The following is a 14,174-nucleotide window of genomic DNA, read 5'->3' on the forward strand; positions in this document are numbered from 1 at the left end:
ATAAATCTTATAAATTAATTTTACTTTCGCTCGCAAACGGCGTCCAATGGCGCTCATGAAATTCCGTCCCGACAACTTCACCCTGATGCTGGTCGCCACCGTGCTGCTGGCCAGTTTTTTGCCTGCCACCGGCCAGGTCGCAGGCGCCTTTGAGACCTTGACGACGGCGGCCGTGGCGCTGCTGTTCTTCCTGCATGGCGCCAAGCTCTCGCGCCAGGCGATTCTGGCGGGCATCATGCACTGGCGGCTGCACCTGTTCATCGTTGGCAGCACCTTTGTGCTGTTTCCGTTTCTGGGCTGGGCGCTCAAGCCGCTGCTCACGCCCCTGGTCTCGCCCGAGCTGTATGTCGGCGTGATGTTCCTCTGCGTGCTGCCGTCCACCGTGCAGTCCTCGATCGCCTTTGTGTCGATGGCGCGGGGCAATATCCCGGCAGCGATCTGCAGCGCATCGGCCTCGACCCTGCTGGGCGTCTTCATCACCCCGCTGCTGGTGAGCGTGTTTGTCACCGCCCATGGTGCCAGCGGCTCCTTTGTGGATGCGGTGGTCAAGATCCTGCTGCAGCTGATGCTGCCATTTGCGGTCGGCCATCTGATGCAGCGTTGGGTGGGGCCCTTCATCAAGAAGCATGGCAAGCTCACCAAGGTGGTGGACCAGGGCTCCATCCTGCTGGTGGTCTATACCGCCTTCAGCGCCGCCGTGGTGCAAGGCATCTGGCGCCAGGTGTCGGTCAGCACCTTGGTCGGTCTGCTGGTGATCAGCGCCATCATCCTGGCCCTGGCGCTGTTCCTGACCACCTTCCTGTCGCGCCGCCTGGGCTTCAGTAAGGAAGACGAAATCACCGCTGTGTTCTGCGGCAGCAAGAAGAGCCTGGTCAGCGGCGTGCCGATGGCCAAGGTGCTGTTTGCCAGCAGCACCGTGGGCATGATGGTGCTGCCGCTGATGCTGTTCCACCAGATGCAGCTGATGGTCTGTGGCGTATTGGCTGCCAAGTACGCCAAGCGCGCACAGCAGCTGGAGGCTGAGAAGGCGCTGGGCGCAGCGGCTGCGGGCAAGTAAGCCGCAGCAACAACCCTCAAAAAACGGGCCGGGCGCATCAAGCCCCGGCCCGTTTCACTTCAGCGCCGGGCTGAAGCTGATGCTGTATTTCTCCAGCGCCGGGCCCACTTCGAGCTGCATGGTGCGGCGCTTGACGGCGGGCTTGCCGCCGGTCACCTGGGCCGTGATCACAATGCCCTTGCCATGGGCGCGGCAGCGCAGGTCCTGCAAGCCCAGGTCGTTGTCGTCATTGATCTCGGCAAAGCCCTGGGTATGGGCAGCCACCCCGCGCCAGTGCGGTGTTTCCTCGGGCTGGTTCATCCACTGCACAAACAGATAGGTCTGGCCGTTTTGCTCACCCTGTACGAGGCGGTAGGGCTGCACGGCCTTTTTGCTGCCCTGGTTGCGGTTGCCGCACAGCTGCACGCTGGTAACGCTGTCGCTCACGGTGAAACGGTTGACGCGGGCTTCTGCCGCCTGGGTGCTGAAAGAAGTGGCCAAGCCGGCGCAAACGGCCGCCAGGCTGGCAAGTTGGCACAAAGTGCGGTGACGCATGGATTCAATCGCTCAAAGATAGTGGTTGCGGCGGCGGGCCAGAATGGCGCCGCGCGGCGCAGCCAGGCCAAACATCATAGGCCTGCGCCATGGCGCTGCCGGACAGATGCCGGCGCTACAGCGGCAAATTTGCGCAAAACATCGCAAGCGATTGCAATCAGGCGGTGCTCGGGGGTTCAGGTTTTTTCAGCGCGGCCATCGCCTCGGCCAGCCGCACAATGCTGAGCGGGCCGCAGCCCTCGGCCTCGTTGCTGACGGTGACATAGGCGGGCTGCCCCTTGCCGCAGACGCCAGCCAAGGTGCTGGCCAGCAAGGCCAGGGTGGCCGGGTCGGGCTGCTGGATGCGGTCAAACGGGGCCAATTGCTTTTCAGCATCGGCGTAGCCGTAGGGGCCAAAGACGGGGTTCACATTCCAGCGGCAGACCAGCGGGCCCGGCCACAGCGCGCGCAGCAGCGGCAGTTGCTCGGCCATGCGCGGCATCTTGGCATGCAGGCCCAGGCAATAGGTGGCACCGGCTTGGCGCAGGATCTGGGCCAGTTGCGGTGCGATCTCGGGGCGCAGCCAATCGGCGTCACGCACTTCAAAAGCCACTATCGGCCTGCGCTCTGCGGGCAGGTTTGCCAGCTCGGCCTGCACGGCCAGCGCCAGTTGCTCCAGCTCTGCCAGGGTGGGTTGCAGGTTCAGCAGCCGGCCGAGCGGCAGCGGGCTGAGCTGGAACAGCAGCACGCCGAGCTTGTCGAGCAGGCCTTCGCAGGCGGGCCGTACATAGCTGCTGAGGGCCAGCTCCACATTCAAAAAGGCGGGATTGGGTTCTTTACCGCGTCCTTCTTCACTGCGCACCTGTGCATCACAGACCAGCGCCGGCGCCTTGACGACAAAGCGAAAATCCGCCGGCACCTGGGCGGCATAGACCGCGTATTCAGACGCTGCCAGCGGCCGGTAAAAGCTGCGGTCAATACTGACGGTGCGCAGCAGCGGGTGCTCGGCATAGGCGTTCAGGCCGCGCTGGGCGAGGATGCGCTCGCTATAGGCCTTGTCCCAGACCAGGCCCTGCCAGCCAGGGTAGGACCAGGAGGAGCCGCCCATGCGCAGCAATGCGGGCATGGCGGGAGCCAGTGCTTCCCCCAGCAAGGGGTAGGCCGCGCCGACGGCCTGCGCACGGCTGCGCGCTTTGGCTGCAGGCGCCGGTGGCGTGGTGGATGGAGTCGTAGATGGAGGAGGGGAGACTTCGCCGTCTGGCGCGTCGGCGGGCGGCGCAGCCGGGCTGGGCGTAGCAGCAGCCGGCGCGGGCTCGGCGCCAAACAAATCCAAATTCGAATCGGGCTCTGTGGACATCGCGGCCCAGTATGCCATTGCTGCGCGCTGCGATTCGCATTGTTTGACGATTGGCCACCCCTGCGGACAGCAGGCGTCACCGCTAGGCCAAGGCCTGCAGGATTGCTATAAAAATTACACTTTTCAAATTCGGCAACTGTTCAAATCCCCAGTGGCTGCCAGCAGCTATGGCACACTGCTTGTTTTGCCAGAGAAGCATTGGAGCGAGCGTAGAGCATGCAAAAGATCATTGCGCAGATTGCGGCTGAGCTGAAGGTTGCCGAATCGCAGGTTACGTCGGCGGTGGAGTTGCTGGACAGCGGCGCCACAGTGCCCTTTATTGCCCGCTACCGCAAGGAAGCCACCGGTGGTCTGGACGACACCCAGCTGCGGGATTTGGCCGAGCGCCTGACCTATCTGCGGGAACTGCAGGACCGCCGCGAGACGGTGCTCAAGGCGATTGACGAGCAGGGCAAGCTGACCGACGCGCTGCGCCTGGCCATTGCCCGCGCGCCGACCAAGCAGGAGCTGGAAGACATTTACCTGCCCTTCAAGCAAAAGCGCCGCACCAAGGGCCAGATCGCCAAGGAATTTGGCATTGAGCCGCTGGCCGACAAGCTGTTTGCCGACCCGAGCCTGGATCCACAGCAGGAAGCCCAGGCCTTTTGCAAGCCCGCCACCGTGCTCGACGACGGCAAGCCCGGTCCGGATTTCTCGACCCCGCTGGCGGTGCTGGATGGCGTGCGCGACATCCTGTCCGAGCGCTGGGCCGAAGACCCGGTGCTGGTGCAAAAACTGCGCGAGTGGCTCTGGGCCGAAGGCCTGCTGCGCTCCAAGAAGGTGGATGCCAAGAACGAAAACGACCCCGAGGTTGCCAAGTTCCGCGATTACTTTGACTACGACGAGCCGATTGGCCGCGTGCCATCGCACCGCGCGCTGGCCGTGTTCCGGGGCCGCGCGCTGGAGGTGCTGGAAGCCAAGCTGGTGCAGCCCGAGCTGCAGCCTGGCGTGGCACCCGAGCCGGGCCAGCCCAGCCTGGCCGAAGGCAAGATTGCGTTGCACCTGGGCTGGAGCCATGCCAAGCGCGCCAGCGATGACCTGATCCGCAAGTGCGTGGCCTGGACCTGGCGCGTCAAGCTGAGTCTGTCGACTGAGCGCGACCTGTTCTCCCGCCTGCGCGAAGACGCTGAAAAAGTGGCGATCAAGGTGTTTGGCGACAACCTGCGCGACCTGCTGCTGGCGGCCCCCGCCGGCCAGCGCGCCGTGCTGGGCCTGGATCCGGGCATCCGCACCGGTGTGAAGGTGGCCGTGGTGGACCATACCGGCAAGCTGGTGGACACCACCACCGTCTACCCGCATGAGCCGCGCCGCGACTGGGACGGTTCGCTGGCCGTACTGGCCCGCCTGGTGGAAAAGCACCAGATCAACCTGATTGCGATCGGCAACGGCACCGCCAGCCGCGAAACCGACAAGCTGGCCGCCGACCTGATCCGCATTGCGGAAAAAGCAGACAAGAAGATCGAGAAGGTGGTGGTGAGCGAAGCAGGCGCCTCGGTCTACTCGGCCAGCGAATTTGCGGCGCTCGAGATGCCCGATGTCGATGTCAGCCTGCGCGGTGCGGCATCGATTGCCCGCCGCCTGCAGGACCCGCTGGCCGAACTGGTCAAGATCGACCCCAAGAGCATTGGCGTGGGCCAGTACCAGCACGATGTGAACCAAAGCGAGCTGGCCCGCCAGCTCGACGCCGTGGTGGAAGACTGCGTGAACTCGGTGGGTGTGGACCTGAATACCGCCTCTGCACCGCTGCTCAGCCGTGTCTCCGGCCTGTCGGGCACGGTGGCCAAGTCGGTGGTGCGTTGGCGCGATGCCAATGGCTCGTTCAAGAACCGCAAGCAGCTGATGGATGTGGCCGGCCTGGGTGCCAAGACCTTTGAGCAGGCAGCGGGCTTTTTGCGCATCCGTGGTGGCGACAACCCGCTGGACATGACCGGCGTGCACCCGGAAACCTATGCCGTGGTCGAGCAGATCATTGCTACCACGGGCAAGCCGGTGGACCAGCTGATGGGCCGTGGCGAGGTGCTCAAGAGCCTGAAGGCCGAGCGCTTTGTCAGCGAGAAGTTTGGCGCCGTCACCATTTCGGACATTCTGGGCGAGCTGGAAAAGCCCGGCCGTGACCCGCGCCCGGACTTTGTCGTGGCCCGCTTCAACGAAGGCGTGGAAGACATCAAGGACCTGCGCGAAGGCATGACCCTGGAAGGAACGGTCAGCAACGTTGCCCAGTTTGGCGCCTTTGTGGATCTGGGCGTGCACCAGGATGGCCTGGTCCACGTCAGCCAGATGAGCTACAAGTTCATCGAAGATGCCCGCGAAGCCGTCAAGACCGGCCAGATCGTCAAGGTCAAGGTGCTGGAAGTGGATGTGGAGCGCAAGCGCATCAGCCTGACGATGAAGCTGGACGCCGCGCCCCCGCGCCGCGATGGCCCGCGTGACAACCGCTTTGAAGCGGCTGGCCGGGGCCAGGGCGGTGGCGGCCGGGGTGGCTACACGCAGCCGTCCCGCGCCAACCAACCTGCGCAGCAAAACGCAATGGCCTCGGCCTTTGCCAAACTGCAGGGCCTCAAAAAATAAGTGCTGGGCCCATCGCCTGCGCTGACCGCAAGTGCCAACCGGCCTTGCGGTTTTTTGTTGCGCGCTCCCATTCCGCCAAAAATCGGCCAAAGATGACATCCGCCAGCCCGGAAATTGGATGTAATAGCGGCTTGCGCCTCCCCACCTTCTGATCTCCCCACGCCATGCCCCCCGACCACGCCGCGCCCGATGATGAGCCCGTAGCCCAGCCCGTTCCTGGGTCCAAGCGGCCGCCGCGCGGCGAGCTGCGCGATGCGGCGCGTGCGGGCCGGCGCACCGCAGGGCGGCGCAGAGGCGTGGTGTCGACCCAAGATACGTTGGCCCCGCTGCTGGCCATGGTGCCCGGCCTGCGGCTGATGGTGGGCATGGTCATCGCGGCGGTGGTGATTCTGGGCCTGTATGTGGGCAGGGATGTACTGCTGCCGGTGGCACTGGCGGCCTTGCTGGGTTTTTTGCTTGATCCAGCGGTCAGCCGGCTCAAGCGCTGGGGCATGCCCCGCGTGCTGTCGGTCGCACTGGTGATGGTGCTGGCCTTGGGTGCGCTGGGCGCAGGCGCCATCTATGTGGGCAACCAGGTGACCAGCCTGAGCGCCGAGCTGCCGACCTACCAGAACACCATTCGCCAGAAGCTGCGCCACGTCAAACCCTATTTCAATGGCCCAGGCGTCTGGGATGGCGCGGTCAAGGTGCTCAACACCGTGGAGACCGAGATCAGCCAAGGCGATGCGCGTGCGCGCCGGGTGCAGAAAGTGGAGGTGCAGGAGCCCGCCGTCAAGCCCATTCAAAAGGCGCTGGAGCTGCTGAGCAAGGTGGCCGAGCCGCTTGCCACCACCGGTATCGTGTTCCTGTTTGTGGTCTTGATCCTGCTGGACCGCAGTGGCTTGCAGGACCGGCTGCTGCGGCTGATGGGGCCCAACACCCATATGGCCTCCGACGCGCTCGACGATGCCGCCACCCGCATCGGCCAGTACTTGCGCATGCAGCTGTTCGTCAACCTGAGCTATGGCGTGCCGATGGCTTTGGGCCTGTGGTGGATTGGCGTGCCCGGCGCGATTCTCTGGGGCATTCTGGCGGCCGTGCTGCGCTTTGTGCCCTATATCGGGCCGATGGCATCGGCGGTTTTCCCGCTCACCCTGGCCTTTGCGGTGGACCCGGGCTGGAGCCTGCTGCTCTGGACCCTGGCACTGATCCTGGTGCTGGAGCTGATCAGCAACAACGTGATCGAGCCCTGGCTCTACGGAGCCAGCACGGGCTTGTCGACCTTGTCCATCATTTTGGCGGCCACCTTCTGGACGGCGCTGTGGGGGCCCGTGGGCCTGATCTTGTCGACCCCGCTGACGGTCTGCCTGTTGGTGCTGGGGCGCTATATCCCGGGCATGGGGTTTTTGGAGATCTTGCTGGGCAGCCAGGCGGTGTTTGACCCGCCCGAAAAACTGCTGCAGCGCCTGTGGCGCGGCGATGTGGACCAGGCAATTGATGTGGCTTCGGAAAATATCGACGAGGCCCTGCCACCCAAGCCCAGCCAGCATGAGCAGGCCTTGGCTGTGACCCAGTTCTATGACCAGGTGGCCGTGCCGGCACTGCTGATTGCCGCGCAGCAGTACCGCCATGCAGCCAGCCCGCCCCAACGCCAACGCCTGTCGGAGGCCGTGGCCATGCTGCTCAGCGGCCTGCAGCGCCACTACCGGCCCGCCGCATTGCCGCAGGTGGGCGAAGGCCAGCCGCCGCTGGACAGCATGGTCTGCGTGGGCATGCAGTGGGATATTGACCGGCATGCCGCCACGATGGCCGCCCACGCGCTGCGGCTGCATGGGGTGGACAGCAGCACGCGCGCCGTCTCCATCGATACCGTTCTGCGCGAGGGCGATCTGGCCCTCTATGACGGCGTTCGCAATCTCTGCATCTGCAGCTTTCACCCCAACCCGATCGGCAAGCTGAGCCAGATCTGCGAGAGTCTGCACCGGCGCTGTCCGCAACTGCGCATTACCGTGATGCTGCTGGGCGGCCCGGGCCGGGCTCCTTTGCGCTCTGAAACACTGGGCGGCATGCAGGCGGACAACGCTGTCTACCAGATCAGCGGCTTGACGGCGCTAGTGGTGGAGCAGCGCCCCTTGGATGCGGAAGCGGACTAAGCAAGCAGCGCAAGGTGGTGGGCTCAGTCGCTGAAAGGCTGCGCCCCCAGCGCGCCAATCACATGGTCGACAAAGCAGGTGATGCGCGAAGCCAGTGCCGTGTTGCGGTAGTAGACCGCATGGATGGACTGGCGCACATCGAGCAGCTGGTCCTCAAACAAGGGCAGCAGTTGGCCACTGTCCCTGTCTGCCCGGGTCATGAAATCCGACAGGCAGACGATGCCGAAACCCGCCAAGGCCATATGGCGCAGGGTCTCGCCGCTGGATGAGGTAATGGCTGGCTGGATGCGCAAGAGTTCGCCGCTCGCGTCACGCAGCGGCCATTCATTGAGGGAGTCGGGTTGGGTAAAGCCCAGCACTACATGCTGCGCCAACTGCTGGATGTTGGGAGGGGTGCCATGGCGCGCCAGGTAGGCGGGGCTGGCGAGCACACGGATGCGGCTGATGCCCACCGGCCGCGCATGCATGCTTGAATCCTTGAGCGCGCCAATGCGAAAGGCCACATCGCTGCGCTTTTCGATCAGATCCACAATCCCTTCGTGCGAATGGAGCTCCAGCTCCACCTCGGGGTATTTGGCGCGAAAGCTGTCGACCAGGGGCACCAGTACATGCAGCATAAAGGGCGTGGCGGCATCCACCCGCAGGCGCCCGGCGGGCCGCACACGCCGCGCGGCCATCAGCTCTTCGGCCTCGTCCACCGACACCAGAATGGCGCGCGCCCGCTGCAAGAAGGCGCTGCCTTCCTCGGTCAGCTCCAGGCGGCGGGTGGTACGGCGCAGCAGGGTGGTTTGCAGCTTTTCCTCCAGCCGGCCCAGGGTGCGGCTGGTGGCGGAGACGGTCTGGTCTAGTAACTCGGACGCCGCAGTGATCGAGCCGGTATCGACCACGGCCACAAAGGCCTGCAATTCATCGAGCGTGGTCTTCATTGTTGCCCTGGCGTCAAAAGATTTTGGTGGCGATCGTACTTAATCTGCAAATATTAGCAGGGCACACTAGAGGCTATGAAGTCTTCCGCTGTTTTGTTCGCCTTGGCCATTGGCGCTTTCGCCATTGGCACTACCGAGTTTGCCCCGATGGGGCTTTTGCCCGTCATCGCCCAGGGTGTCGATGTCAGCATTCCCACGGCGGGCATGCTGGTGTCGGCCTATGCCGTGGGCGTGATGCTGGGGGCACCGGTGATGACCTTGCTGTTCAGCCGCTTTGGCCGGCGTGCTGCGCTGGTCACCCTGATGCTGATTTTCACCGTGGGCAATCTGCTCTCGGCACTGGCCCCTGGCTACACGACCTTGCTGCTGTCGCGCCTGGTGACCAGCCTCAACCATGGCGCTTTCTTTGGCATTGGCGCCGTGGTGGCGGCCAGCGTGGTGCCCAAGGATAAGCAGGCCAGCGCCATCGCGGCCATGTTCATGGGGCTGACGGTGGCCAATATCGGCGGCGTGCCCGCTGCCACCTGGATCGGCCAGCAAGTGGGCTGGCGGCTGGCCTTTGCCGGCACGGCTGCGCTGGGCTTGATCACCATTGCTGCGCTGTGGATGGTGCTGCCCAAGGGCGAGGCCGGCACACGCCCTGATGTGCGCCGCGAACTCAAGGTGCTGACCCGCCCCGAGGTGCTGCTGGCCATGGGCACCACGGTGCTGGGTGCCGGCTCCATGTTCACGCTCTATACCTATGTGGCGCCGGTACTGACCGAGATCACCCATGCCAGCCCCGGCTTCATCGCCTTTGCGCTGGTGCTGATTGGTGTGGGTTTCACCATCGGCAACAGCCTGGGTGGCCGGCTGGCGGACTGGTCGCTCGATGGCGCCACACGCATCATCCTGCTGGCCCTGGCCCTCATCATGCTGGTGCTGCCCTGGGCGCTCGGCAGCCATCTGGGCGCCGGCATTGGCCTGGTGGTCTGGGGCGCTGCCGCCTTTGGCATGGTGCCTCCGGTGCAGATGCGGGTGATGCAGGCAGCCGCCGAGGCGCCGGGCCTGGCCTCATCCGTCAACGTGGGCGCCTTCAATCTGGGCAATGCCGTGGGCGCCGCCTTGGGTGGTGCTGTGATCGGCCAGGGTCTGGGCTACGCAGCAGTGGCCTGGGCGGGCGCAGCATTGGCTGCTGGGGGGCTGGGCCTGGTGTTGATCCAGGGCCGCATGCGCCCTGGGCAAGCTGGTGCTGCAGCGGCGGCGGGCCATATCTAAACATTGCTATTTGGGCCAAGGGCTCCTCGTGCAGACCACAAGCTGCGCGAGGAGCTTTTTGCTTTTTTGGCCTGTTGAAGTCGCGCGCGGAGCAGGGCAGGGCTTGATAGTTGATATTTCTTCAAAAGAATATTGTTGATCCAGGGCTTTATCTGCAAGGATGAAAAGCGCAAACTGGCTGCCAATGCGATCAAGACCTGGTTGCTGATCCAAGCGCTGCAGGTCCGCCGCACTTCTCTGTCTGTATTTTTCCCAAGGAGTTTTTCATGTCTATTCCTCGTTTTGGCGTTGGTACTTTCCGTCTGCAAGGGCAGGTGGTGGTCGATTCGGTGCGCAATGCGCTGGAGCTGGGCTACCGGGCGGTCGATACCGCGCAGATCTACGGCAACGAAGCCGAAGTGGGCCAGGCCATTGCCGACAGCGGTGTGGCACGCGAAGAGTTGTTTGTCACCACCAAGATCTGGACCGACAACTACAGCCAGGCCAAGCTGGTTCCCAGCCTCAAGGACAGCCTCAAAAAGCTGCGCAGCGACTATGTGGACTTGACCCTGATCCACTGGCCTGCACCGGGCAATGGCGTGGCGCTGCAAGAGTTCATGACCGCGCTGGCCGACGCCAAGGCCCAGGGCCTGACCCGCCAGATCGGTATTTCCAACTTCAATATCGACCTGACCCGCCAGGCCATTGCCGCCGTCGGAGCAGGGGAGATCGTCACCAACCAGATCGAGCTCAGCCCCTACCTGCAGAGCCACCAACTGACGGCCTTTCTCCAGGAGCAGGGCATTGCCGTGACCTCGTACATGACCCTGGCCTATGGCAAGGTGCTGAAGGACCCGGTGCTGGCCGAGATCGCCAACAAGCACCAGGCCACCGTCGCCCAGGTCGCCCTGGCATGGGCGTTGCAACTGGGCTACGCCGTCATCCCGTCTTCCACCAAGCGCGAGAACCTGGCCAGCAACCTGCTGGCCCAGCAACTGGTGCTGGATGCCGAGGACATGGCCCGCATCGCCCAGCTGGAGCGCAATGGCCGTGAGGTGAATCCTGAAGGGCTGGCTCCGATCTGGGATTAAGCCTTTAACAGCGTTATTTAGCGAAGGCCTGCCGTTGTGCAGGCCTTTTTCACGCAAAGGAGCAGGGTAAGCCGCTAGGATGCACGTAGAGAAAACGTAAAGAAATGTATGAGATTCCTAGTTGCACTGGGCTTGCTGCTGGCAGGCTCAGCCGGTGCCCAAGAGGTGTACCGCTGCGACAATAGCTATAGCTCCGAGCCCTGCAAAAATGCCAAAACCATTGATGTCACCCCCGCAGTCAGCAATCCGGATGGACCGCTGACCCGGCTGATCTACCTCTGCAAGCGACCCGACAAAACCGAGCTGTGGTGGATAGACCGGCCATGTTCGCAAGAGCGATGGGACTTGGTCGAGAGCGTCAGAGTGCCCAGCAATGTGGACTGGAAGACCCAAATGGCCATCGCCCAACGAAAACGGGCGGACGATGCGCGGCGAGCCAGGCATGCGCGTCATCATTACCATTCGGCTGCGTCTGGCAGCGGACGATCCAACGAGGCGCGTTGCGAGGAATTCAAGCAAAGGGTGGAATATCTGGATTCCGCCGCCAGGGCTGGCGGTACCGCACGCAAGCTGGAATGGATCCGAGAAGAACGGCAACGCGCGCGGGATGAGCAATTCCGGGCCGGGTGCTGAGGTTCCTGTTACAGCCCTTGCATGCGCTGAAGGGTTTCAGACCAGCGCGCCGCTACACTGCGCGGCAGGAGGAACAGCGATGGATTGGGCAAGATTGCAGATGGAGATAGACCGACAGCTCGCTTGGATGCTTTTCTGGTCGTTGATCGCTACCGTTATCTCGTTGTGGGTCGGTTATGAGCTGTTGAAGGCAGCGATCAAGAACGGCATCGATGCCTCCAACCTGGGCGACCGCCGCAGGTTGATGCAAACAGCGCAGCCACCGGTGGCGCCGGCAGGTTATCGCTGGGTGTTGGTCAAGGATGATAAGTCAGGTACGGATATCCGGCCGGAGCGCTGAGAGACAGAGTTTGCGTGTGTCCAGGCAATGGTGCAGGTTGCAGCTACAGTGCCTCCTCACCAATACTTAGCTAATTGATACGATGTATATTATGTTAAGTCGCATTTCTGTCTAGCCAGCACACCACCACCCAGCAGAAAACCTCAAACCTGCCCTGCCACTAGGCAAGGCAGTCACTTTGTTGCCAAACCGAGGGTTAACCACGGCTTATACAGCCTCTCGATGATTCGTTTTACTAAGACAATTTCGTGTCAATTGATCCAAGGAACAGTTATATGAAAAACGAAAAATCGCTGGGTGCCGTTCCTGCGCGCTACAGCATGGCCGCGCTGGCCGCCATTGTCGCGCTGACGATGACCGCCTGCGGCGGCTCCAGCCATAACGACAAGGAAGATCTGGTGAGCACGGCTTGCGAGGCCGGCACGTCGGATGGTTCGGTGGTGGTGGGTTCTGGCCTGCCTGGCGATCCTTCGTTCCCTGAGCTGGCTTCGGGCTACCGCACCGGCAAGAAAGCAGTCGAAGGCAACAAGTACATGGTGGTGACGGCCAATCCTCTGGCTTCCAAGGCCGGTTGCGAGGTGCTGAAATCCGGCGGTTCTGCCGTCGATGCAGCAGTGGCCGTGCAGATGGTGCTGGGTCTGGTGGAGCCCCAGTCCAGCGGTATTGGTGGTGGTGCCTTCATGCTGTACTACGATGCAGCGACCAAAAAAGTGACGGCCTATGACGGCCGCGAAACCGCCCCTGCGGCAGCGACCCCCGATTACCTGCGCTATATCGACAGCGGCACGCAGACCACGCCGCTGCCCAGCGCCCGTGCCAGCGGCCGCTCCATCGGCACGCCCGGCGCTGTGCGTATGCTGGACCTGGCCCACAAGGACCATGGTGCCAAGCCCTGGAAGGACCTGATCCAGCCGGGTATCGACCTGGCCACCAATGGCTTCAAGATCAGCGGCCGTATGTCGGATGCGCTGGCCGGTGCCAAGACCGCGCTGCAGGCCGATGCCGATGCGCTGGCCATTTATTTCAACGCCGATGGCTCGACCAAGGGCCTGGGTGAGACCTTCAAGAACCCGGCCTACGCTGCTACCTTGACCAAGATGGCAACCGGCGGCGCGGATGCGTTCTACACCGGATCGGTGGCACAAGGCATTGTCGACAAGATCGCCGTGACCCAGAACGTGACCACGGGCGCGCCCATCACCCCTGGCGTGACCACGATGGCCGACCTGGCTGGCTACCAGGCCAAGAAGCGCGATGCAGTCTGCACCACCTACCGCGCCAAGTACGTGATCTGCGGCATGCCACCACCCTCGTCCGGCGGTATTGCCGTGGCGCAGGCCATGGGTGTGCTGGAGAACTTTGACCTGGCCCCCCACAAGCCCACCGCGCTGGATCTGGAAGGCGGCAAGCCGACCGCCATGGGCGTGCACCTGGTGAGCGAAGCCGAGCGCATGGCCTATGCCGACCGCGACATGTATGTGGCCGACACTGACTTCACCCCCCTGCCCGGCCCGCTCAACAGCACCTTGCTGGACAAGAGCTACCTGAAGTCGCGTGCCGCGCTGATCTCTACCACCCAGAGCATGGGCACCGCGACCGCTGGCCAGTTTGGCAACACCCGTCTGGGCGTGGGCAAGGTGGCCGAAGCCGGCACCACGCACATGACCATCGTCGATGGCAAGGGCAACGTGGTCAGCATGACCACGACGGTGGAAGCGGGCATGGGCTCCTACCACATGACCCAGGGCTTTGTGCTGAACAACCAGCTGACCGACTTCTCGGCAGCACCGGTCTCGGCCGATGGCCTGCCTATCGCCAACAAGGTGGAAGCCGGCAAGCGCCCACGCAGCTCGATGGCGCCTACCCTCGTGTTTGACGCCACGGCTGACGGCCAACCCGGCGCCTTCAAGATGGCGACCGGCTCGCCCGGTGGTGCCACCATCATCCAGTTCGTCACCAAGACCCTGGTCGGCGCGCTGGACTGGGGCCTGGATGCCCAGCAAGCCACCAACCTGGTGAACTTTGGCGCCTCCAACAGCCGCACCACCAACCTGGGCGGTGAGCACCCCAACATCAATGCCACCAACAGTGGTGACAACGATCCGCTGGTGCTGGCACTGCGCGCCATGGGCCACACCGTGTCGGTCAATGCGCAATCCAGCGGTGTGGGCACCGTTATCCGCACCGCCAATGCAGCGGGTGAGGCCCGCCTGAGCGGTGGCGCCGATCCTCGCCGTGAAGGGGTGGTGCTGGGCGATACCTACAAGGCCAAGTAAGACAGG

General features: G+C 63.5%; 11 protein-coding genes. 8 read left to right on the forward strand and 3 right to left on the reverse strand.

Annotated features, from left to right (window positions below):
• The first annotated feature begins 46 nt into the window (after positions 1-46).
• Positions 47-1,057: a bile acid:sodium symporter family protein gene (locus EDF71_RS22985; protein ID WP_133858857.1), complete on the forward strand. Its 1,011-nt coding sequence runs from the start codon at positions 47-49 to the stop codon at positions 1,055-1,057.
• Positions 1,058-1,111: 54 nt separating this feature from the next.
• Here the strand turns inward: EDF71_RS22985 and EDF71_RS22990 are convergent, their stop codons facing one another.
• On the reverse strand, positions 1,112-1,591 hold the full coding sequence (locus EDF71_RS22990; protein WP_133858858.1) for a hypothetical protein: 480 nt from the start codon (positions 1,589-1,591) through the stop codon (positions 1,112-1,114).
• 157 nt (positions 1,592-1,748) lie between these two features.
• On the reverse strand, positions 1,749-2,927 hold the full coding sequence (locus EDF71_RS22995; RefSeq protein ID WP_133858859.1) for a DUF72 domain-containing protein: 1,179 nt from the start codon (positions 2,925-2,927) through the stop codon (positions 1,749-1,751).
• A gap of 216 nt (positions 2,928-3,143) precedes the next feature.
• Here EDF71_RS22995 and EDF71_RS23000 point away from each other — a divergent pair, with 216 nt between their 5' ends.
• Complete coding sequence (locus tag EDF71_RS23000) at positions 3,144-5,534, forward strand: Tex family protein (protein WP_133858860.1); 2,391 nt, start codon at positions 3,144-3,146, stop codon at positions 5,532-5,534.
• 164 nt (positions 5,535-5,698) lie between these two features.
• Complete coding sequence (locus tag EDF71_RS23005; protein WP_243854415.1) at positions 5,699-7,666, forward strand: AI-2E family transporter; 1,968 nt, start codon at positions 5,699-5,701, stop codon at positions 7,664-7,666.
• 23 nt (positions 7,667-7,689) lie between these two features.
• On the opposite strand, the gene EDF71_RS23010 is transcribed toward EDF71_RS23005, so the two are convergent.
• Complete coding sequence (locus EDF71_RS23010) at positions 7,690-8,592, reverse strand: LysR family transcriptional regulator (protein ID WP_133858861.1); 903 nt, start codon at positions 8,590-8,592, stop codon at positions 7,690-7,692.
• 75 nt (positions 8,593-8,667) lie between these two features.
• On the opposite strand from EDF71_RS23010, the gene EDF71_RS23015 reads away from it, so the two are divergent.
• From EDF71_RS23015 to ggt, 5 genes are all read left to right on the forward strand, one after another.
• The gene (locus EDF71_RS23015) at positions 8,668-9,849 is read left to right on the forward strand and encodes an MFS transporter (protein WP_133858862.1); all 1,182 of its coding nucleotides are present in this window, start codon (positions 8,668-8,670) and stop codon (positions 9,847-9,849) included.
• A gap of 266 nt (positions 9,850-10,115) precedes the next feature.
• Positions 10,116-10,919: a 2,5-didehydrogluconate reductase DkgB gene (dkgB, locus tag EDF71_RS23020; protein ID WP_133858863.1), complete on the forward strand. Its 804-nt coding sequence runs from the start codon at positions 10,116-10,118 to the stop codon at positions 10,917-10,919.
• A gap of 108 nt (positions 10,920-11,027) precedes the next feature.
• On the forward strand, positions 11,028-11,552 hold the full coding sequence (locus EDF71_RS25155; protein WP_166656620.1) for a hypothetical protein: 525 nt from the start codon (positions 11,028-11,030) through the stop codon (positions 11,550-11,552).
• A 79-nt stretch (positions 11,553-11,631) separates the two neighbouring features.
• On the forward strand, positions 11,632-11,892 hold the full coding sequence (locus EDF71_RS25160) for a hypothetical protein (protein ID WP_166656621.1): 261 nt from the start codon (positions 11,632-11,634) through the stop codon (positions 11,890-11,892).
• A gap of 275 nt (positions 11,893-12,167) precedes the next feature.
• Positions 12,168-14,168, forward strand: coding sequence for a gamma-glutamyltransferase (gene ggt / locus EDF71_RS23030; protein ID WP_133858865.1), 2,001 nt, complete (start codon positions 12,168-12,170; stop codon positions 14,166-14,168).
• Positions 14,169-14,174: the final 6 nt, after the last annotated feature.

Origin of the sequence: Comamonas sp. JUb58, from assembly GCF_004364775.1 — a bacterium.
Lineage (GTDB): Bacteria > Pseudomonadota > Gammaproteobacteria > Burkholderiales > Burkholderiaceae_C > Comamonas.